Origin of the sequence: Sphingomonas nostoxanthinifaciens, assembly GCF_019930585.1 — a bacterium.
In the GTDB taxonomy this organism is placed as follows: domain Bacteria; phylum Pseudomonadota; class Alphaproteobacteria; order Sphingomonadales; family Sphingomonadaceae; genus Sphingomonas_I; species Sphingomonas_I nostoxanthinifaciens.
In genome coordinates, this window is record NZ_CP082839.1 from 1,825,820 (window position 1) to 1,846,772 (window position 20,953).

The following is a 20,953-nucleotide window of genomic DNA, read 5'->3' on the forward strand; positions in this document are numbered from 1 at the left end:
GGCGGATCGCCGCCGCGAATGCGGGGCGTGAGGCGATCCCGCGCAGCCGATCGTTCACGCCCTCTTTCCGTCGCGCGCGACGATCGTTATCCGCGAGAGTTCATGGCCCGTCCCCGTCCACTTGAGTTCGAGAAGAAGAAGATCGTCGCCGAGAACCGGCGCGCGCGCTTCGACTATTTCCTTGAGACCTTTTACGAGGCCGGCATTGCGCTGACCGGCACCGAGGTGAAATCGCTGCGCTTTGGCGAGGGCTCGATCGCCGAATCCTATGCCGAGGTGAAGGATGGCGAGGTCAGCCTCATCAACGCCAACATCCCCGAATTCAGCCACGGCAACCGCTTCAACCACGAACCCAAGCGTCCACGCCGCCTGCTGCTGCACGAACGCGAGATCGCCAAGATCGCGACCGGCATCGGCCGCGAGGGCATGACGCTCATCCCGCTGGCGGTCTATTTCAATGGGCGCGGGCGGGCGAAGGTCGAGCTGGCGCTGGCCAAGGGCAAGAAGCTGCACGACAAGCGCGCCACCCAGCAGGAGCGCGACTGGAAGCGCGACCAGCAGCGCCTGATGCGCGAGCGCGGATAAGCATGGCGATGGGCGGCTCCGGATCGGCATCGGCGCCGCTCGCGCTGCACCGCCATCGGCCGTCCGGTGGGCTATTGATGATCGGCGTCGCCGCGCTTGCGGTCGTCACCGTCTTCGCATGCTGGATCCTGCTCGGCGGTGCGCCGCTGGCCGGCGCGATCGTCGCGCTGCTGCTGGCCGGCGCCTTCGCTGCCGGCGCCGCCGCGGGTCGACCCGACAAGACGGAGCGGGTCGAGGTCACCGACTGGTCGCTGCTGCGCGACGTGATGAGCGACGGCCTCGATCCGTTGGCGATCACCGATCGCGCCGGAGTGCTGCTGGGCGCCAATCCCGCCTATCGGGCGCTGTTCGGCAGCGCGCTCCACCCGTCGAATCTGCCTTTCTCGGTCGAGGACATGGCGCGACTGACCGAGGCCGCGCGCGCCGCGATGCGCGAGGGGCGGGTCGAGGTGCATAATCTTTTGCTGGATGACGGGCCGGCAATCGCCATCCTGCGGCGTGCCGGCCGGCGTGACGATCATCTTGCGTGGCGCTTCCGCCGCGCGGGCGCGCGCAACCCCTACGGCGTCGCGCGCGCATTGCTCGACGGTCGATCGGGCGAGCGGCTCGGCGATGCCGGCGTGATGCTGGTGCTGGCCGATCCCGACGGCACGATCGTCGCCGCCAACGACGTCTTCGCCTATCGCGCGCTGGGCGAGCGGAAGGAGAAGGTCGCAGGGCAGAATCTCGCCGATCTGCTGCGCACCAGCGAGGATGGCGCGGTCCGGATCGCGCGCGACGGCGATGACGTGCCGCAGCTGCGCGTCATTCCCGTGCCGGTCGGCGACGATGCCGCGCACGGGCCGGCCGTGTTCCTGCTGCTTGACGAAGATCCGGAGGCGATCAGCGTCGCCGCAGCGCGCGGCGCCGCCACCGTCCATCTTCACGGCCTGCTGGCGATGCTGCCGCTGGGGCTCGCTTTGCTGGAGCGCGACGGGCGCTTCCTGTTCATGAACGACGCCTTCCGCCGCGCCGCGCGGATTGGGCCGGGCGAGGTGGCGGTCTATCCCAGCGATCTGGTGCTGGAGGAGGACAAGCCGATCGTGTCCGATGCGGTGCGCCGCTTCGCCGCCGGACGCGCTTTGCCGGGCGATCTTGCGATCCAGTTGAAGCATCTTCCCGAGGAACCGGTGGCGCTCACCATCGCCAACGCCAAGGGGCTGGGCGACGCGGCCGTGCTGCTGAGCCTGAAGGACGACAGCGAGGAATCGAAGCTCAAGCGCCAGATCGCGCAGGCCACCAAGATGCAGGCGGTCGGCCAGCTCGCCGGCGGCGTCGCGCACGATTTCAACAACATCCTTACCGCGATCATGGGTCATTGCGACCTGATGCTGATGCGCCATACGCCCGGCGACATCGACTATGACGACATCCAGCAGATCAAGCATAACTCCAACCGCGCCGCCTCGCTGACGCGGCAATTGCTCGCTTTCTCGCGTCAGCAGACGCTGCGGCCGCAGATCCTGCAGTTGCCCGACGTCATCTCCGAAGTGTCGAACCTGCTACGCCGCCTGCTCGGCGAGACGGTAAAGCTGGAGGTTAAGCATGGCCGCAACCTGGGCCTCGTCCGCGCCGATCCCGGCCAGCTCGAGCAGGTGATCGTCAACCTTGCCGTGAACGGGCGCGACGCGATGCCGAATGGCGGCACGCTCACGCTGCAGACGCTGCCGGTCACCGCGGCCGAGGTGCGGCGGATGCGGAGCGAGATCCTGCCGGTGGCGGATTATACCGCGCTGCGCGTTTCCGACACCGGAACGGGCATCCCGCCCGACATCATCGGCAAGATCTTCGAACCGTTCTTCACCACCAAGGAAGTGGGGAAGGGCACGGGGCTCGGCCTGTCGACCGTCTACGGCATCGTCAAGCAGACCGATGGCTGGATCTTCGCGGAGAGCGAATTGGGTCGGGGCACGACCTTCGTCATCTACCTGCCGATCCATCATGCCGCCGCCGAGCTTCCCACGCCGGCGGCGCAGGCGCGGGTCGAGGCGCCCAGCGAGACCTGGGGCACCGGCACGATCCTGCTGGTCGAGGATGAGGCGATGGTGCGCGCCGTCGCGGAACGTGCGCTGACCCGCCAGGGCTATACCGTGCTGACCGCCACCAACGGCGAAGAGGCTCTCGAACTGCTGGAGAATGGCGACGCGCCCGATCTGCTCATATCGGACGTGGTGATGCCGACGATGGACGGCCCTACATTGGTTCGGGCGGCGCGCGCCAAGTTTCCCGATCTGCCCATCCTGTTCATGTCCGGCTATGCCGAGGAGCAATTGCGCAAGTCGATCGATATCGATCGCGTGGCCTTCCTGCCCAAGCCCTTTTCGGTCCACCAGCTTGCGCAGGCCGCGCGCGACGTGCTGCTGGCGCAGGCGGGATGACCGAATCGCGCCGCTCAGGAAGAATCGGCTAGGCTAAGCGGGTCGCCCTCCTTATGGGCCGCGCATGACCGCACCCCTGCGCATCCTCGTGATCGAGGACGAACCGCTCATCGCGATGATGATCGAGGATTATCTGGACCTTCTCGGCCACGTCGTCGCCGGTACTGCCGACAACACGACCGACGCGTTGGCGCGGCTGGACGAGGGTGTCGCCGACGCGGCGATCCTCGACGTCAACCTGCGCGATGGCCCGTGCTGGCGCGTCGCGGATGCGTTGAGCGCGCGGGACGTGCCGTTCGTGCTGGCGACTGGCGGGCATGTCGTGCCGCCGCCCGCCGCGCATGCCGACGCGCCGCAACTGCCCAAGCCGTTCACGCTGGACGGCATCAAGCAGGCGCTGGAGACGCTTGCCGCGCGTTAAAGTTCTGCTCTTGTTCCTGTGGAACATCTCGTGTACATGATCGCTGGCGCTATCTCGGCGCTGGACGATCAACGGGCGGAGCGACATCATGGCGGCACAGTTGAAGCTGATCGGTTCAGATAAGGAAAAGGCCGAGATGGACAGGCAGAAGGCGCTCGACGCCGCGCTCGCGCAGATCGATCGCGCGTTCGGCAAGGGCTCGGCGATGAAGCTCGGCTCGCGCGACAAGCTCGAGATCGAGGCGATCTCGACGGGGTCGCTCGGCCTCGACATCGCGCTCGGCATCGGCGGGCTGCCGCGCGGCCGTATCGTCGAGATTTACGGGCCGGAAAGCTCGGGCAAGACCACGCTGGCGCTCCACGCCATCGCCGAGGCGCAGCGCAATGGCGGCACGGCGGCGTTCGTCGATGCCGAGCATGCGCTCGATCCGGTCTACGCCAAGAAGCTGGGCGTCGATATTGACGAACTCATCGTCAGCCAGCCCGACACGGGCGAGCAGGCGCTCGAGATCACCGACACGCTCGTCCGCTCGAACGCGATCGACGTGCTGGTGATCGACTCGGTCGCGGCGCTGGTGCCGCGTGCGGAGATCGAGGGCGAGATGGGCGACAGCCATGTCGGCCTGCAGGCGCGCCTGATGAGCCAGGCGCTGCGCAAGATCACCGGCTCGATCAGCCGCTCGCGCACGCTCGTCATCTTCATCAACCAGATCCGCATGAAGATCGGCGTGATGTACGGCAATCCGGAGACGACCACCGGCGGCAACGCGCTCAAATTCTACGCATCGGTCCGCCTCGACATCCGCCGCACCGGCCAGATCAAGGATCGCGACGATATCGTCGGCAACGCGACCCGCGTGAAGGTGGTCAAGAACAAGGTCGCACCGCCGTTCAAGCAGGTCGAGTTCGACATCATGTATGGCGAAGGCATCTCGAAGGTCGGCGAGATCCTCGATCTCGGCGTCAAGGCGGGGTTGGTCGAGAAGTCCGGCGCCTGGTTCAGCTATGACAGCATCCGCATCGGCCAGGGGCGCGAGAATTCCAAGACCTATCTGCGCGAGAACCCCGAGGTCTGCGCGCGGCTGGAAAAGGCGATCCGCGGCAACGCCGCCGAGGTGAGCGAAGCGCTGATGGCCGGCCCGAGCGAAGACGACGACGCTTAAGACCGGGCGCATCCTCGTCTCTCGTTGATTTCTCCCCGTCATCCCGGCGCAGGCCGGGATCCAGTGAGCCCCAGCCGGTGCGCGGAGTTGGGTGGATCCCGGCCTGCGCCGGGATGACGGAAAAGGGGGTGTTGTCGGGGATGCGCCTTTGCCGCTGGGAAAGCGGCCGCAACCCTCAACATCCTCAACTTCCTCAACTTCGCTTGGACATCGCTCTCGCGTTCCAGGCATTGCCACGCTCGACGCGGGCTCCTGCCCACGCGATAAGGCGGCATGACCAGCGGGGCGGAATGGGCGACTCGGGTCGGCGACGTCTGGGCCGACGAATGGCGGCGGACCGACCGCACCTTCGCCGGGCTCGCCCCGGCGCTGGACGCCGCGATCGACGCACAGGTTTCGCAAGATAGCAGCACCGCGCTCGACGTCGGTTGCGGCGCGGGTTCGACCAGCCTCGCGCTCGCCCGTCGCTGGCCCGGTCTCACCATCACCGGGCTCGACATCTCGCAGCGGCTGGCGGCGGTCGCGACCGCGCGCGCCGAGGCGGACGGCCTCGCCAATGCGCGCTTCGTCGCGGGCAACGCCGCCGCACCGCCCGCGCTCGATCCGTTCGACCTGATCGTCTCGCGCCACGGGGTCATGTTCTTCGACGATCCGGTCGCCGCCTTCGCCGCACTGCGGGCGGCGGCGCGGCCGGGCGCGGCTTTGGTCTTCTCCTGCTTCCGCCCGACGCCGCTCAATCCTTGGGTGGCGGAACTCGTCGAATGCCTGACCGGCAAGGCACCGACGCCGCCGACCGGCTATGCGCCGAGCCCCTTCGCCTTCGCCGATCGCGCCTTCACCCTCTCCATCCTCGAAGCGGCAGGCTGGTGCGACGCGGACACGACCATCGTCGACTATGACTATCTGGCGGGCGAGGGCGACGATCCGATCGCGGATGCTGTGCGCACCTTCAGCCTGATCGGCCCGGTCGCATCGATCCTCGCCGCGGCCGATCCGGCCGCGCGCGGCGGCATGGTCGACCGGCTGCGTGCGGCGCTGGAGCCCTATCACGCCGACGGCCGTGTCGCCTTGCCCGCCGCCGCCTGGATCTGGACCGCACGGGCGTGACCGGCGACGCGCCACGCCGCTTGAGCGCGTGCGTCGGCTCGCTTACATCGCCTGCATGATCTCGACCAACGACATCCGCCGTTCATTCCTCGACTATTTCGGGCGGGAGGGCCATCGCATCGTGCCGTCGGCGCCGTTGGTGCCGCACAACGATCCGACCCTGATGTTCGTCAACGCCGGCATGGTGCCGTTCAAGAACGTCTTCACCGGGCTCGAGACGCGGCCGTACAGCACCGCCACGTCGAGCCAGAAGTGCGTGCGCGCCGGCGGCAAGCATAACGATCTCGACAATGTCGGCTACACCGCGCGCCACCACACCTTCTTCGAGATGCTCGGCAATTTCTCGTTTGGCGATTATTTCAAGGAACGTGCGATCGGGCTCGCCTGGAACCTGATCACCAGGGAATGGGGGATCAATCCGGACCGGCTGACCGTCACCGTCTACCACACCGACGACGAGGCGTTCGACCTGTGGAAGAAGATCGCCGGCCTGCCCGACCATCGGATCATCCGCATCGCGACCAAGGATAATTTCTGGGCGATGGGCGACAGCGGCCCGTGCGGGCCCTGCTCGGAAATCTTCTACGATCATGGCGACCATATCTATGGCGGCCCGCCGGGTTCGCCCGAGGAGGATGGCGACCGTTTCGTCGAGATCTGGAACCTCGTCTTCATGCAGTTCGAGCAGGAGGCGAACGAGATCGTCGGCAATCTGCCGCGGCCGTCGATCGACACCGGCATGGGGCTGGAGCGCGTCGCTGCCCTGCTCCAGGGCGTGCACGACAATTACGACACGGACACGTTCAAGGCACTGATCGCCGCCTCGGGCGCGCTGACCAAGAGCGCCACCGACGGCGCCAACCAGGCGTCGCACCGCGTGATCGCCGATCACCTCCGCGCTTCGGGTTTCCTCGTCGCCGACGGCGTGCTGCCGGCCAATGAAGGCCGCGGCTACGTTCTCCGCCGCATCATGCGCCGCGCGATGCGCCACGCCCACCTGCTCGGCGCCGCCGAGCCTTTGATGCATCGCCTCGTCCCCGCGCTCGTCGCCGAGATGGGCGCGGCCTTCCCCGAACTGGTGCGCGCGCAGCCGTTGATCGAGGAGACGCTGCGGCTGGAGGAAACCCGCTTCCGTCAGACGCTGTCGAACGGCCTGCGCCTGCTCGACGAGGCGACGACCGGCATGGGCGAGGGCGCCACGCTGCCGGGGCAGGTCGCCTTCAAGCTCTACGACACGTTCGGCTTCCCCTACGATCTGACCGAGGATGCGCTGCGGACGCAGGGCCTGATGGTTGATCGTGCCGGCTTCGACGCTGCTATGGCCGAGCAGAAGGCCGCCGCCCGCGCCGCATGGAAGGGGTCGGGCGACAAGGCGTCGGACGATCTCTGGTACGATCTGGCCGAGGCGCACGGTGGCACCGAATTCATCGGCTATTCGGGCCATGAGGGCGACGCGCAGGTGCTGGCCTTGGTCAGGGACGGTGCGCGCGTCGAGCAGGCGAGCGAGGGCGAGGAGGTGACGATCCTCACCAACCAGACGCCCTTTTACGGCGAGAGCGGCGGCCAGATGGGCGACGCCGGCATTGCCAGCAACGACAACGGCTTCGTCGCCGATATCGGCGACACGTCGAAGCCGCTCGGGCGGCTGCATGCGCACAAGGCGGTGGTGCGCGGCGGCACGATCCGCGTCGGCGACGCGATCCACCTGTCGGTCGATGTCGCGCGCCGCAGCCAGCTGCGCGCCAACCATTCGGCGACCCATTTGCTGCACGCGGCGCTGCGCCACCGGCTCGGCAACCATGTCACGCAGAAGGGCAGCTTCGTCGCGCCCGAGCGGCTGCGCTTCGACTTCTCGCACCCCAAGCCGCTCACGCCCGAGGATATCGCGGTGGTCGAGGCCGAGGTGAACCGCCACGTGCGCGAGAATGACGCGGTCACCACGCGCCTGATGACGCCCGACGACGCGATCGCCGCCGGCGCGATGGCGCTGTTCGGCGAGAAATATGGCGACGAGGTGCGCGTCCTTTCGATGGGCCGCGCCGACGAGGACGCCGCCTGGTCGGTCGAACTGTGCGGCGGCACCCACGTCAACGCGCTCGGCGACATCGGCCTGTTCAAGATCGTGGCCGAGAGCGCGGTCTCGGCGGGCGTACGCCGGATCGAGGCGTTGACCGGCGAGGCGGCGCGGCTGTGGCTCACCCACCGCGAGGATCGGCTGCGCGAAGCCGCCGTCAGCCTGAAGGCCTCGCCCGAGGAGGTGCCGGCACGCGTCGCCGCTCTGGTCGAGGAGCGGCGTCGGCTCGAACGCGAACTCGCCGAGGCGAAGAAGGCGCTCGCGCTTAGCGGCGGCGCGGGCAAGGCCGAGGCGGCCGGCCCGGAGCAGGTCGGCGGCCACGCCTTCATCGGCCAGGTGATCGACGGGCTCGATCCGAAAGGGCTGCGCGGGCTGGTCGACGAGGCCAAGGCGCGGCTGGGATCGGGCGTGGCCGTGTTGGTCGCGGTCAATGAAGGCCGCGCGACGGTCGCGGTCGGCGTCACCGACGATCTGGTCGGTGGCCTCTCGGCGGTCGATCTGGTCCGAGCGGGCGTCGCCGCGCTGGGCGGGCAGGGCGGCGGCGGCCGACCCGACATGGCGCAGGGCGGCGGCCCCGACGGCGACAAGGCACCCGACGCGGTCGCGGCGGTGCGGGCACGGCTCGCGGACGCCGCTGTTCCCGCCTGACCGCCTTTGCATCGGGGGAGAGAAGCGCCTTCGCGCGTGCTGCAACGCGAGACCCTTCCCTTCCGCGCCTGCGCTCCCTAAATCGGCGATTCAGGGAGTAAATCGTCCATGAAGCGCGAACTGATCGCCTATCTCGACTCGATCAAGGCGCGCGATCCCGCGCCGCGTACGCGCTGGGAGATATTGCTCTATCCGGGCGTGCTGGCGCTGGCGCTGCATCGCGTCGCGCACTGGCTGTTCAACGGCGAGCTGTATTTCCTTGCGCGCCTGGTCAACCACATCTCGCGCATGCTGACGGCGATCGACATCCACCCGGGTGCGACGATCGGCGCCAACTTCTTCATCGATCATGGCTTCACCGTGATCGGCGAGACCGCGGTGATCGGCGACGATGTCACCATCTATCAGAACGTCACGCTGGGCGGCACCAACCCGGCCGACGGCATCGCCGGCAAGCGCCACCCGACGCTGGAGGATGGTGTGATCGTCGGCTCGGGCGCGCAGGTGCTCGGGCCGATCACGGTTGGTCCCGGCGCGCGGATCGGCGCGAATGCGGTGGTGACGCGCGACGTGCCGACCGGCGCAACGATGGTCGGCATTCCCGCGCGGCCCACTTTGATCGACGCGGGCAGCTATAACAGCTTCATCCCTTACGGCACGCCCTGCTCGGAGCGGTTCGATCCGCAGACGCAGCAGCTCGAACTGCTGAAGTGCGAGGTGGAGACGCTGCGCACGCGGCTGGCGACGTTGATCGAGGAGCGCCAGGCCGCGCGCGACGATCGGGATCGCGCATCCGCCTGATGGGCGTCGTCACCCCTTTTCCCGGAAAACCGCCCGCGCAGGTCGCGTTCGACCGGGCCGAACTGATGCACATCCTCGACCTCTACGGCCGCATGGTCGCGGCCGGCCATTGGCGCGATTATGCGATGCAGTTCGGGCGCGATATCGCGTCGTTCGCCTGCTTCCGGCGCAGCGCCGAGCGGCCCGAATATCGGATCGAGAAAAGGCCGGCGCTGCGCCAGCGGCAGGGGCAATGGGCTTTGGTGGGCGAGAGCGGTGTGGTGCTGAAGCGCGGACATGAACTCGGCCCGCTGCTCGCGCCGATCGAGCGCAAGTTGCTCAAGCTGGTCGAGGACTGACGACCCGGTCGAGCGCCGGCAGCTGCGCCCGCAGACCCTCGGGCAGCTGCATCACCACCAGCCGCCGCGCGCCGTGCCAGAAGGCCGACAGCATCAGCAGCGCCGATCCGATCACCAGCGCGGTGAACGCCATGTTGAGGCTGATCGCGCCGAACTGGTGGAACAGCCCACCGAGCGCGGTGAGGACATAAGCGAGGCTCGATACGAGCAGAGCGCGCCGATCGACCGCCAGCGCGACCAGCCCGAAGATCAGGTAGAGCAGCAGCACCGCCAGCGCCGTGACCACGCCCGGCTGACTGTCGACGCCGCCGAGCAGCCAGAAGACCGGATGCACGATCATTGGCGCCGCGGCGAGGTGCAGCCAGAAGGCGACGTCCGAGCGGCGCGTGGTGCGCGTCCGATCCGACATGTCCCAGTGCATCGCATAGCCGAACACGCCGAGGCCGGCCGCGAGCATGATCCACAGCAAGGCGTTGCTGATCCCCGGCACGACCGCCAGCATCAACGCCATCACCGTTACGGCCAAGGCGATCGTCAGCGCGGCCACGGTGATCGGAACATGGAAGCGACGCCAATGCAGGAAAGCGGCCAAGGCGGTCGCAAAGGCCGACAGTGCGGCGGCAACGGCGACGACGCGCGGCCCGGCATCATGGCCGATCAGTACCGTCAGCATGCCGAACAAGGCGACCGCCACGCCCCAGACGAAGCCGCCGAGCAGGACGATGCTGGGCAGCGCCATCCGCCGCACCCGCGTGAAATATTCGGCCAGGCCCCAGCTTGCCGCCGCCACGCACGCACCGCCGAGCGCCACGCTGCCACCCATGTGCAGCCCGAAGCGGCCGGGCTCGTCGGGCAAGGGGAGGAGGGTCGCACCGATCCAACCGACCGCGATCAGCAGCAGCAAGGCGGCGATCGTCACGAAGATGTCGTTGAAGCCGGTGACGAGCCGGAAACTCTCCTCGTCGACCGACGGAGCCCCACGATCGCGCGCCACGCTCGCGCGCAACGCGGCCGCCGCGGCGGGGCTGATCGCGCCGGTGGCGACCGCCGCCTCGATATCGCTTTCGCTGTACATGCTCGTTTCCTGACGCGGATATAATCACAGTGTATTGCATAAACAATACACGGCTGGCCGGGTTGCATGCGTCAATCGCCGTGGGTAGGCGCGGTGCATGGCCGACCCTTATTCTCCCCTGATCCTCGGTCTCGGCGGAACGGCCCGGCCGAACTCGACCAGCGAGCGCGCGGCGCGGGCGGCGCTGGCGGCGTGCGAGGCGCTTGGCGCACGGATCGAACTGATCGATGGACCGACACTCGCCCGGCTGCCGCTGTACGTGCCGGGAGAAACCCAGCGATCCGACGACGAAGCCCGGCTGGTTGCGGCGGCGCGCGCGTGCGACGGCATCATCGTCGTCTCGCCGGGCTATCACGGCAGCATTTCGGGGCCGATCAAGAATGCGCTCGATCTGCTGGAGGATCTGGCGCGCGACGGGCGCCCCTATCTCGATGGCTGCGCCTTCGGCACGATCGTCACCGCTTATGGCTGGCTGGCGTGCGGCACGACCTTGGTGACGCTCCGCTCGATCGCGCATGCGTTGCGCGCTTGGCCGACGCCATATGGCGTCGCGCTGAACGCATCGCAGCCTTTGTTCGACGATGAGAATATGTGCCTGGACGACAAGATCGCCCGGCAGATCGAGATTGTGGCAGACCAGGTGGTGAGTTTCGCTCGTTGGCGGCATGCGGGCGCGGCGCCGCGAGATTGATCTCTCGTGTATTCCGCCAGCGGGCTTGCACCCCTTCGGGCGTAGCCTAAGTAACCTATGTGAGCCGCGACGAGCCCGCGGATTGCGTGGAGACGCCAGTGGCATCACGGCATGAGACGATCGACCGGGCGGGTATGCCGCAGACGGGCGCCGATTCTGTCGATCTCACGGTCTGCGATCGCGAGCCGATCCATATTCCGGGCTCGATCCAGCCGCATGGTCTGTTGCTGGTGGCCGATGCCGGCAACGGCCGCGTCGTCGCCGGCGCGGGCGATATCGAAGGGCGGTTGACGCCAGTTTGGCTCGGCCGGCCTTTGTCGGAACTGGTGGCGCAGGATCTCGGCCGCGTCCGCATGCAGCTCGATGGCGCGATCGGCACCGTCATGCCGCTGGCGGCAGTGCCGGGGCGGCGCGAGGCGTTCGACGCGATCATCCATCGTTCCGAAGCGCATCTGCTGGTCGAACTCGAGCCGAAGCCAGAAACCGCGATGACGGCGGCGACGTTGCTGGGCCGCCTGGATGCGATCAGCGCGGCGTTCGAGCGGGCGACGGACCTGCAGTCGCTGTGCGAGCGCGCGGCGGTCGCGTTTCGCGAGATGACCGGCTTCGATCGCGTGATGATCTACCGCTTCCTCGACGACGGCGCCGGCATGGTGATCGCCGAGGATCGCGATCGGACCTTGGCGTCGTTCCTTCACCACCATTTTCCGGCGAGCGACATTCCGCGACAGGCGCGCGCGCTTTATGTGCGCAATCGCGTGCGAGTCATTCCGGACGTGACCTACGAGCCTGCTCCGTTGCGCCCGGAGGGCATGGGGCTCGGCATGCTCGACTTCAGCGATGCGGCGTTGCGCAGTGTTTCGCCCATCCACCTCCAATATCTGCGCAACATGGGCGTGGCGGCATCGGCATCGGTGTCGATCGTGCGCAACGGCGCATTGTGGGGCCTCGTCGCGTGCCACAATCATTCGCCGCTGCGCATCGCGCATGAGCAACGCGTGGCTTGCGCGGCGCTCGCCGGCAGTCTTGCCCGCCAGATTCGCGCCAAGGAGGATGGCGAGACCTATCGCGAGCGCATCCGGCTGCGGGCGTGCGAGGACGCGGTGATCGGGCGCTTTGCGGACGACATCTCGGTCGATCGCGCGATCGAGGAGACGGCGGAGGATTTGCGGCGCATGTTCGACGCCGATGGCTTCGCCATCGTTCAGGGCAACCGGCGCACGCAGACCGGCACCTGTCCGCCCGAGCATCTGTTGCCGGCGCTGGCTGCGGGGATCGCGCCACGTGCCACGGTCGAGCCCTTCGCAACCTTTCACCTGGCGCGCGATTTTCCGGCAGCCGAGGAGTATCGCGAGGCGGCGAGCGGCCTGCTGGCGATGGCGATCGCGGCCGAACCACCGGCCTTGCTCCTGTGGTTTCGCGCCGAGCAACTGGAGACCGTCAACTGGGCCGGCAATCCGCACAAGGATGCGCCCGGGGAAGGCGGCCAGCTGACACCGCGCAGCTCGTTCGAGGCGTGGAAGGAGATGGTGCACGGCCGCGCGCGGCGCTGGACCCGTGGCGAGCTGGATGCGGCCGTGCGGTTAAGGCGTACGCTCTACGAACTGCGCCAATCGCGCCGGTTGCGCGAACTCAACCGTGAACTGAGCGCCACGATCGCGGAGAAAGACGCGCTGATCGTGGAGAAGGAGCATCTGCTGCGCGAGGTCAATCATCGCGTGCAGAACAGCCTGCAGCTCGTCCAGGCGTTCCTTGCGCTGCAGGAGCGTGCCGAGCCCGACGAGCGTCTGCAGGTGCATCTGGCCGAGGCGCAGCGGCGGCTGTCGGCGGTCGCGCTCGTCCACCGGCGGCTCTATCAGGCCGAGCAGGTCGATACGACGGATCTCGGCCGCTATCTCGAGGATCTGGTCCGCGACATGCTGACGAGCATGGGGCCGGAATGGCAGGACCAAATCTCGCTCGACCTCGCACCGATGCTGATTCAGGCAGATCGCGCGGTCAATGTCGGGCTGATCCTGACCGAACTCGTCATCAACGCCAACAAATATGCCTATGGCGGCGGCAGCGGCCCGATCGAGATCCTGCTGGAACAGCATCGTGGCACGTTCAGGCTGGAGGTCGCGGATTCGGGGCAAGCGCCGCCGCAGCTGCGCACGGGCTTCGGCACGCGCATGATCGCGGCGATGGTGCAAACGCTGGGGGGCACGGTCGAGCGGGCCGACAATCTGCCCGGCATGCGCGTGATCATCACTGCGCCGGTAGAGGCACGCTGACTTCGCGCGAAGTCGCCAGTGTTCAAGCTCCGGCCGGTTCCACGCGGGCGGCCGCCGCATAAAGGCTGAAGGCCGCGCGTGCGCCGGCGAGCAACGACGCGAACCACGCTTCGCCGGTATAGGCTGCATCGAGTGCCTGGCAGAAAGCGCGCCACGCGCCACGCTCGTGCACGGCCGAAAGATAGGCGCGCGGCAGTCCGTCCGCGACGCGTGCTGCCAGCATGCCGCCGCCCAGCCGGGAGCCTTCGATGACATAGAGCATGCCCAACCGGCCCGCCGCCTCGGTCGGAATCGCGACCGAAAGGGGAGCGGGCCATGCTTCGTCCAGCGCGGCGAGATCCGCCCGCAGATCGGGCGTGCGCGGGCGGAACGTCCAGCCCGGCTCGCCTGGCGTCAGCAACGCCTCGATCGGTGGGAGTGCCCGGGCGTGCGCGCGCAGGAATGCCGCATAGGATCCCGCATCCGCCAGATCGAATGCCCCGAATGCGGTATCGGTACGGACATGGTCGTCGGCGGTTGCGGCGCGCAGGCGGGCATGGGCGGTCATCCGGCCCGCGTGCCGCGCTTCAGCGGCCGCGTCCAGTCTCCTCCTGAAGCGCGTCGATCCGCTTCGAGGCCTCTGCTTTGGTAAGCTCGTCGGGGAACGGCTCGTGTGCCTCTTCGCTCAGCGTCTTGAGGTAGGAGGCTTGCGCACCCGTCATCGGTTCGCCGCCGGTGGTCCAGTCGTCCGGATCCTTTTCGGCATTGGATGCGGGATGGGTCTTGGGGTTGTCGGACATCGTAACGCTCCTTTCCCGGCCCAACGCCCCTCGTTCACTTTGTGTTCCAAAGGGCATTGCGTGGGTGGCGTGTTGCGGGCGTGTTCAGCGCGTGCTAATCGCGCGCCGCTGCCGCCGGACGTGGAGGCCGGGCGAGAATAGAGCAGCCTCCTACCCTCAGCAGCATCAGGAACAGCGTTTCGATGGCCACCAGCGGCCTTGTCGTCAATGAGAGTGCCGACCCGCTCGAACCCGCTCCGGGTGCCGAAGCGCACGGCCACGGCAAGAACACGACCACCCGGCTGGCGGTCGGTGCCATCGGCGTGGTGTTCGGCGATATCGGCACGAGCCCGCTTTATTCGCTGAAGGAGGTGTTCGTCGGTCACCATCCGCTCGCGGTGGACCGGCTGCATCTGTTCGGCGTGCTCAGCCTGATCTTCTGGACGCTCGTCCTGGTCGTCTCGATCAAATATGTCGTCCTCATCATGCGCGCGGACAATAAGGGCGAGGGCGGGAGCCTCGCTCTGCTCGCGCTCATCACGCGGATGAGCGGCAGCAAGCGCTGGACCGGGCCGCTCGTGATGCTGGCGGTGCTGGCGACCGCTTTGTTCTTCGGCGACTGCATCATCACGCCCGCCATCTCGGTGCTGTCGGCGGTCGAGGGCCTGACCTCGGTCGAGCCGGGCTTCGCCCCGCTCGTGCTGCCGATCGCGATCGTGATCCTGATCGGCCTGTTCCTGTTCCAGTCGCGCGGCACCGATGCGGTCGGCAAGCTATTCGGCCCGCTGATGGCCCTCTATTTTGTATGCGTCGCCGCTCTGGGTGCGTGGCATATCTTCGATCATCCCGACATCCTGCTGGCGCTCAACCCGCTGTGGGCCGCGCGCTTCTTCGCCGACGACTTCCGGCTGGCCTTCCTGGCGCTGGGCTCGGTCGTGCTAGCGGTGACCGGGGCGGAGGCGCTCTATGCCGACATGGGCCATTTCGGGCGGCGGCCAATCAGCCTCGCCTGGGTGTGGATCGTGTTTCCGGCGCTGATGCTCAACTATCTCGGTCAGTCGGCCTTCCTGCTCGGCCATCCGGGCGCGGCCAACGATCCTTTTTTCCTGATGGCGCCCGAGCGGCTGCGCCTGCCGCTCGTCATCCTCGCGACCTGCGCCACGGTCATCGCCAGCCAGGCGGTCATCACCGGCGCTTATTCGGTGGTGCAGCAGGGCGTGCAGCTCGGCCTGATGCCGCGCCTGCGCATCGAGCATACCAGCGCGTCGGCGGCCGGGCAGATCTACGTCCCACTCATCAACTGGTTGCTGATGGTGTTGGTGATCCTGCTGGTGCTGGGCTTCCGCAACTCGACCAACCTCGCGGCCGCATACGGCATCGCGGTGACCGGCACGATGTTCATCACGTCGTGCATGCTGGTGGTGCTGACGCGCAGCGTGTGGAAATGGCCGATCTGGGCCACCGCCAGCATCGGCGCATTGTTCATGCTGGTCGACGGCGCCTATTTCGCCTCGAACCTCACCAAGATCCCTGATGGCGGCTGGTTCCCGCTGCTGATCGGCATCATCGCCTTCACGTTGCTCACCACCTGGGCGCGCGGACGCCAGCTGATGATCGCGCGGATGCAGGAGGCGGCGATGCCGGTGCAGGTGTTCGTGCGCTCCGCCGTCAATTCGGCGACGCGCGTGCCCGGCACCGCGGTGTTCATGACCTCGACCACCGGCGGCGTGCCGCACGCGCTGCTCCACAACCTCAAACACAACAAGGTGCTGCACGAGCGGGTGGTGCTCCTGACGGTGAAGATCGAGGACGTCCCATACGTCCGCAACGTCAAGCGGGTCGAATCCGAGGATCTGGGGCAGGGTTTCTACCGCTTCATCCTGCATTACGGCTTCATGGAGGATGCCGACGTGCCTGCCGCGCTGGCGCGCACCACCGAGTGCGGGCCGCAGTTCAAGATGATGGACACCAGCTTCTTCCTCGCCCGCCAGACGCTGATCGCATCGTCGCGGCCGGGCATGGCGATCTGGCGCGAGAAACTGTTCGCGTGGATGCTGCGCAACGCCGAAAGCGCGATGGAATTCTTCCGCCTGCCGCACAATCGCGTGGTCGAGCTCGGCAGCCAGGTCGAGATCTGAGGGCGGTGCGGCGGGCGTTTCGTGCGCCCAAGCTAATCTAGCCGCCGCTCAAGCGAGCGATGGTTGCACGTGCTGGCCTTGCTGCCTAAGTGCTCGCTCTTCCCATCACAGCCGAAAGCCCGTCCCCAAGCCATGACTGCCGCCCACGCCGTCCTCGCCTCGCTCGAACCGTCCGCGAGCCTGTCGGTCGAGAAGGTCTTGTCGGTCCATCATTGGGACGAGCATCTGTTCAGCTTCACCATCTCGCGGCCGGCGAGCTTCCGCTTCCGCTCTGGCGAGTTCGTGATGATCGGGCTGCAGGGCGACAACGGCAAGCCGCTGCTGCGCGCTTATTCGGTCGCGTCCCCGGCCTATGCCGAAGAACTTGAATTCCTGTCGATCAAGGTGCCCGACGGCCCGCTGACGTCGAAGCTGCAGCAGATCAAGGAAGGCGACGACATCTATCTCGGCCGCAAGCCGACCGGCACGCTCGTGACGGATGCGCTCAAGCCGGGGCGGCGGCTGTTCCTGCTCGGCACCGGCACCGGCCTCGCGCCGTGGATGTCGATCATCCGCGATCCCGACGTGTACGACCTGTTCGATCAGGTCGTCGTGGTCCATTCGGTGCGCAAGGTGAGCGATCTGGCCTATCGCGACCTGCTCGAGAGCAAGCTGGCCGACGATCCGCTCGTCGCCGACATGGCCGCCGCGCAGCTCAATTACGTGCCGACCGTCACACGCGAGCCGTTCCACACCACCGATCGGATCACCGTGCTGATCGAGGACGGGCGCCTGTTCGCCGGCTCGGCCGCCGAGCCGCCGCGCTTCGATCCCGAGCATGATCGCGTGATGCTGTGCGGCAGCATGGCGATGATCAAGGAAACCGCCGAGCATCTCGAGGCGAAGGGCTTCACCGAAGGCTCTAACGCCCACCCCGGCGACTATGTGATCGAGCGCGCCTTCGTCGGCTGAGCGCGCGGCCGCGGCCGGTTATTCGGCCGTGGTCGGATCGATCGTCGCGCGGACCTCGGCGATGCTGTTGGCGGGAAAGCCGGCGGTGGTGGCATGTTCGCGCAGCAAGTCTTCGCTCGGCGCGCGATAGATGCAATAGATCTTGTCGTCGGTCACGTAGCTGTGAACCCACTGTATTTCCGGGCCGAGCTGGCGCAGCACGCTGCATGAGGTCTGCGACGCTCCCTTAAGATCGTCGGCCCCGAGCTTGCCCACGCCCGGCATGTCGCGCTCGATGACGAATTGCGGCATTGGATCCTCCCTCCGTTGCTCTCGCGATACTGCGCTTTGTCGAGCAGGGAGTCCAGAATAGCGGGCGCTCTACTCGCCCTCGTTCAGCCAGCGCCGGAACAATGTGTGGGCGATCGCATAGGGCGGCGGCGGCAGGAACGGCGCGTCGTCGGCCCCGGCCAGCGCGGCGGCCACCGCATCGCGCCCGACCCAGCGGGCATCCTCCAGTTCCTGCCGGTCGATCGCGAGCGCGTCGTCGTCGACCATCGCCACGCAGGCGATCATCAACTGCGACGGGAACGGCCACGGCTGGCTGGCGAGATAGCGCACGTCGCGCGCGACCACGCCCGCTTCCTCGCCCAATTCGCGGGCGACCGCTTCCTCGATCGACTCGCCGACCTCGACGAAGCCGGCCAGCGCCGAATACCGGCCGGGCGGGAAGCTCGGCTGGCGGCCCACCAGCACGCGCGCCGCCGCGCCGACGCTATGCTGGGCGAGCATGATGACGACCGGATCGGTGCGCGGGAAATGTTCGGTCCCGCAATTCGGGCAGAGCCGTCCCCAGCCCGCGCGCGACAGATGCGAGGCGTGGCCGCAGAAGGCGCAGAAACGATGGCGCGCATGCCAGTCGATCAGGCTGCGCGCGGCGGCATAGGTCGCGGCCTCGCCATCGGGCAGGGTGGCGAGCAATGTCATCAGCGGCGGCGTGCGCCGTGCGGGCTCCGAGCCCGGCGCGACATGCGCGAAGCGCGGCACGCCGTCGACCAGCCCCAGCATCACCAGCTCTTCGGGCGGCAGCGACGGCAATGGCTGCCAGCCGAGCATGCCGCAGGCTACGATCGGCGCATGATCTTCGGCCAGGTCGAGCAGCAATGCGCGCGGATCGGCGACGTGGCATGCCAGCGTCGCCGCATCGTGACGCGGCGCCTCCAGCCGCACCAACGGCGATCCGGTGAAGCCGGGCGCGCCGCTCATGCCGCCACCATCGCCGCGCGGCCGATCGCGGCGGCGCGCGCGAACAGGGTGGGCAGGCCGGCATCCTCGATCGCGTCGATCGGCCACCATTCGCCGTCGGCATCGGCACCGTGCGCGGCGACCACGCGATAATCGAGCGCGAAATGGGTGAAGACGTGGCGGCCCCCGCCGACCTCCCGCCAGTCGGCGGCGGCGGGTGCGTCGGCAAGGCCGGGCGGCTCGGCGAGCCACGGGCCGGTCGGCAGCGCGCGCATGCCGCCGAGCAGGCCGCTCGACGGCCGTCGCACCAGCAATACTCGGTCGTTCCGCTCGAGCCAGAACATCGTCCCCTGCCGCACCGGCCGAGCCGTCTTCGCCGCCTTGCGCGGATAGGTTTCGGGCGCGCCGCCGGCGCGCGCGGCGCACTCGCCGATCAGCGGGCAGACACCGCAGGCGGGCGAGCGGGGCGTACAGATCGTGGCGCCCAGATCCATCATCGCCTGCGCGAAGTCGCCGGTCCGGGCGGTCGGCGTGATGCGGTCGGCGAGGCGTGCAATTTCAGGGCGGGCGGCGGGCAGCGGCGTCTCGACCGCGAACAGTCGCGACACGACCCGCTCGACATTGCCGTCGATCACCACCGCGCGCCGCCCGAACGCGATCGCCGCCACTGCCGCCGCCGTATAGGCGCCGATGCCGGGCAGCGCGCGCAGGCCGGTCTCCTCGTCGGGGAAGGCGCCGCCCGCCGCCGCTACCGCTCGGGCGCAGGCGAGCAGATTGCGAGCGCGTGCATAATAGCCGAGCCCCGCCCACGCGGCCATCACATCGGCATCGTCGGCCGCGGCCAGCGCGTCGATCGTCGGCCAGCGCCGCAGGAAAGCTTGGAAATACGGCGTCACTGCCGCCACCGTCGTCTGTTGCAACATGATCTCCGAAAGCCACACGGCATAGGGATCGGCGGTGCTGCCCGGCGCCGCGCGCCACGGCAAAGTGCGGGCGTGCCGATCATACCAGGCGAGCAGGATTGCGGCGGCGCCTGCGCCGCTATCGACGGACATGCCCGCCCTATGGCATGGGCAAGCGGATGACGGAACGAAAGAGTCGGGCTCCCGAGCCACCGCGCGGTCGCGGCCCTCGCGCGATCGCGGATATGCTGCCGCAGGTGGGGGGCGCGGCCTTCCGTCGCTTCGGTTTCGTCCAGTCGGCGGTGGTGAGCCGTTGGGCCGAGATCGTCGGCGAACGCTATGCCGACGTGTCCGCGCCCGAATCGATCCGCTTCCCGGCGGGCAAGAAGAGCGGGGGCACGCTGTCACTCGCGGTCGCCGCCGCACACGGGCCGATGATGCAGCATGTCGGCCCGGCGATCGTCGAGCGGGTCAATCGCTTCTTCGGCTATCCGGCGGTGGCCAAGGTGGTGATCCGCCAAGGTACGATGTCGCCGCCCGCACCGCGCCGCGCGCCGCCGTCGCTCCGCCCGCTGCCGGCGGCGCTGGGCGATTCGCTGCGCGATGTCGCCGATCCCGAGCTGCGCGAATGCCTCGGCGCGCTGGCGAACGCGCTGGCCGCCAGCACCGAAATTCCTGTAATGGGGAAGGTCCGTTGATGCGCCGTCTTGCGCTTGCGCTGCTGCTCCTTGCCGTGCCGTCCGCCATTGCCGCCCCTGCGCATGTCGCGACGCGCGACTGGTCGAAGGTCGCCAGCCGCACGCCCAACGGTAGCTTCGTCGAGGGCAATCCCGACGCGAAGGTGAAGTTGGTTGAATATCTCTCGCTGACCTGCCCGCATTGCGCGAAGTTCGAGGGTGAGGCGATCGCACCGCTCACCGCCAAATATGTCCGCACCGGCTTGGTCAGCTACGAGGTGCGCCACGCCCTGCGCGATCCGTTCGACTTCGCCGCCTCGCTGCTGGCGCGATGCAACGGGCCCGAGCAGTTCTTCGTCGTGATGCCGATCGTCTACGCCCAGCAGCCGCAATGGGCCGAGCGCGCCAGCCAATGGTCGACCACGTCGGCGCCCAAGGACGAGATGGCGCCGGAGAAGCTGCTGCCGCTGGCGGCCAGCGGTGCCGGGCTCGACGCCTTGTTCGCCGCGCACGGCGTCGCCCCGGCCAAGGCGCAGGCCTGCCTGACCGACCCGCATGAGCGCGACACGCTCTCGGCGATGGCGAACGAGGCGTGGCATCGGCCCAATTTCCCCGGCACGCCGGCTTTCCTGATCAACGGCGTCGCCGCCGATGGGGTGGCGACGTGGCCCGATCTCGACAAGCGCCTTGCCGCGGCGCTCCGCAAGTAAA

The 20,953-nt window shown here is 68.1% G+C and carries 20 protein-coding genes; 14 read left to right on the forward strand and 6 right to left on the reverse strand.

What is annotated here, in order from left to right; all coding sequences use genetic code 11:
* Window positions 1–102: 102 nt before the first annotated feature.
* From smpB to K8P63_RS08785, 8 genes are all read left to right on the forward strand, one after another.
* Complete coding sequence (gene smpB / locus K8P63_RS08750; protein ID WP_223799415.1) at window positions 103–585, forward strand: SsrA-binding protein SmpB; 483 nt, start codon at window positions 103–105, stop codon at window positions 583–585.
* Window positions 586–593: 8 nt separating this feature from the next.
* A complete protein-coding gene (locus K8P63_RS08755) occupies window positions 594–3,002 on the forward strand; it encodes a response regulator (RefSeq protein ID WP_398288870.1) in 2,409 nt (802 codons plus the stop codon).
* A 64-nt stretch (window positions 3,003–3,066) separates the two neighbouring features.
* Window positions 3,067–3,423, forward strand: coding sequence for a response regulator (locus tag K8P63_RS08760; RefSeq protein ID WP_223799417.1), 357 nt, complete (start codon window positions 3,067–3,069; stop codon window positions 3,421–3,423).
* A gap of 88 nt (window positions 3,424–3,511) precedes the next feature.
* Window positions 3,512–4,585: a recombinase RecA gene (gene recA, locus K8P63_RS08765; RefSeq protein WP_223799418.1), complete on the forward strand. Its 1,074-nt coding sequence runs from the start codon at window positions 3,512–3,514 to the stop codon at window positions 4,583–4,585.
* A 273-nt stretch (window positions 4,586–4,858) separates the two neighbouring features.
* On the forward strand, window positions 4,859–5,692 hold the full coding sequence (locus tag K8P63_RS08770) for a class I SAM-dependent methyltransferase (RefSeq protein WP_223799419.1): 834 nt from the start codon (window positions 4,859–4,861) through the stop codon (window positions 5,690–5,692).
* A 55-nt stretch (window positions 5,693–5,747) separates the two neighbouring features.
* The gene (gene alaS / locus K8P63_RS08775) at window positions 5,748–8,414 is read left to right on the forward strand and encodes an alanine--tRNA ligase (RefSeq protein WP_223799791.1); all 2,667 of its coding nucleotides are present in this window, start codon (window positions 5,748–5,750) and stop codon (window positions 8,412–8,414) included.
* A 108-nt stretch (window positions 8,415–8,522) separates the two neighbouring features.
* Window positions 8,523–9,215: a serine O-acetyltransferase EpsC gene (gene epsC, locus K8P63_RS08780; RefSeq protein WP_223799420.1), complete on the forward strand. Its 693-nt coding sequence runs from the start codon at window positions 8,523–8,525 to the stop codon at window positions 9,213–9,215.
* Complete coding sequence (locus K8P63_RS08785; protein ID WP_223799421.1) at window positions 9,215–9,553, forward strand: DUF2794 domain-containing protein; 339 nt, start codon at window positions 9,215–9,217, stop codon at window positions 9,551–9,553. The genes epsC and K8P63_RS08785 overlap by 1 nt, the downstream gene beginning before the upstream one ends.
* Here the strand turns inward: K8P63_RS08785 and K8P63_RS08790 are convergent.
* Window positions 9,534–10,628 (reverse strand): hypothetical protein, encoded by a 1,095-nt coding sequence (locus tag K8P63_RS08790; RefSeq protein ID WP_223799422.1) that lies wholly within the window; start codon window positions 10,626–10,628, stop codon window positions 9,534–9,536. The genes K8P63_RS08785 and K8P63_RS08790 overlap by 20 nt on opposite strands.
* Before the next feature lie 97 nt (window positions 10,629–10,725).
* Between K8P63_RS08790 and K8P63_RS08795 the strand changes: the two genes are divergently transcribed.
* Window positions 10,726–11,319 carry an NADPH-dependent FMN reductase gene (locus K8P63_RS08795; protein WP_223799423.1) on the forward strand — a complete coding sequence of 198 codons (594 nt, stop codon included), beginning with the start codon at window positions 10,726–10,728 and terminating at the stop codon, window positions 11,317–11,319.
* Between the two features lie 98 nt (window positions 11,320–11,417).
* Window positions 11,418–13,592 (forward strand): histidine kinase dimerization/phosphoacceptor domain -containing protein, encoded by a 2,175-nt coding sequence (locus tag K8P63_RS08800; protein ID WP_223799424.1) that lies wholly within the window; start codon window positions 11,418–11,420, stop codon window positions 13,590–13,592.
* A 22-nt stretch (window positions 13,593–13,614) separates the two neighbouring features.
* On the opposite strand, the gene K8P63_RS08805 is transcribed toward K8P63_RS08800, so the two are convergent.
* Together K8P63_RS08805 and K8P63_RS08810 are read right to left on the reverse strand one after the other, a co-directional pair.
* Window positions 13,615–14,139 carry a biliverdin-producing heme oxygenase gene (locus K8P63_RS08805; protein ID WP_223799425.1) on the reverse strand — a complete coding sequence of 175 codons (525 nt, stop codon included), beginning with the start codon at window positions 14,137–14,139 and terminating at the stop codon, window positions 13,615–13,617.
* Window positions 14,140–14,158: 19 nt separating this feature from the next.
* Entirely contained in the window at window positions 14,159–14,371 is a 213-nt protein-coding gene (locus K8P63_RS08810) for a DUF3072 domain-containing protein (RefSeq protein WP_223799426.1), read from the reverse strand.
* A gap of 182 nt (window positions 14,372–14,553) precedes the next feature.
* Between K8P63_RS08810 and K8P63_RS08815 the strand changes: the two genes are divergently transcribed.
* Window positions 14,554–16,488: a potassium transporter Kup gene (locus K8P63_RS08815; RefSeq protein ID WP_223799427.1), complete on the forward strand. Its 1,935-nt coding sequence runs from the start codon at window positions 14,554–14,556 to the stop codon at window positions 16,486–16,488.
* 132 nt (window positions 16,489–16,620) lie between these two features.
* Complete coding sequence (locus K8P63_RS08820; RefSeq protein ID WP_223799428.1) at window positions 16,621–17,439, forward strand: ferredoxin--NADP reductase; 819 nt, start codon at window positions 16,621–16,623, stop codon at window positions 17,437–17,439.
* 18 nt (window positions 17,440–17,457) lie between these two features.
* Here K8P63_RS08820 and K8P63_RS08825 read toward each other — a convergent pair whose 3' ends face one another.
* The 3 genes from K8P63_RS08825 to mutY form a co-directional block, all read right to left on the reverse strand.
* Window positions 17,458–17,730: a DUF4242 domain-containing protein gene (locus tag K8P63_RS08825; protein ID WP_223799429.1), complete on the reverse strand. Its 273-nt coding sequence runs from the start codon at window positions 17,728–17,730 to the stop codon at window positions 17,458–17,460.
* Between the two features lie 69 nt (window positions 17,731–17,799).
* Window positions 17,800–18,684, reverse strand: coding sequence for an NAD(+) diphosphatase (gene nudC, locus K8P63_RS08830; RefSeq protein WP_223799430.1), 885 nt, complete (start codon window positions 18,682–18,684; stop codon window positions 17,800–17,802).
* Entirely contained in the window at window positions 18,681–19,718 is a 1,038-nt protein-coding gene (gene mutY, locus K8P63_RS08835; RefSeq protein ID WP_223799431.1) for an A/G-specific adenine glycosylase, read from the reverse strand. Before mutY ends, nudC begins: the two co-directional genes overlap by 4 nt.
* 14 nt (window positions 19,719–19,732) lie before the next feature.
* Between mutY and K8P63_RS08840 the strand changes: the two genes are divergently transcribed.
* Together K8P63_RS08840 and K8P63_RS08845 are read left to right on the forward strand one after the other, a co-directional pair.
* A complete protein-coding gene (locus K8P63_RS08840) occupies window positions 19,733–20,263 on the forward strand; it encodes a DUF721 domain-containing protein (RefSeq protein ID WP_223799432.1) in 531 nt (176 codons plus the stop codon).
* Window positions 20,263–20,952, forward strand: coding sequence for a thioredoxin domain-containing protein (locus K8P63_RS08845; RefSeq protein ID WP_223799433.1), 690 nt, complete (start codon window positions 20,263–20,265; stop codon window positions 20,950–20,952). Before K8P63_RS08840 ends, K8P63_RS08845 begins: the two co-directional genes overlap by 1 nt.
* Window position 20,953 lies beyond the last annotated feature (1 nt).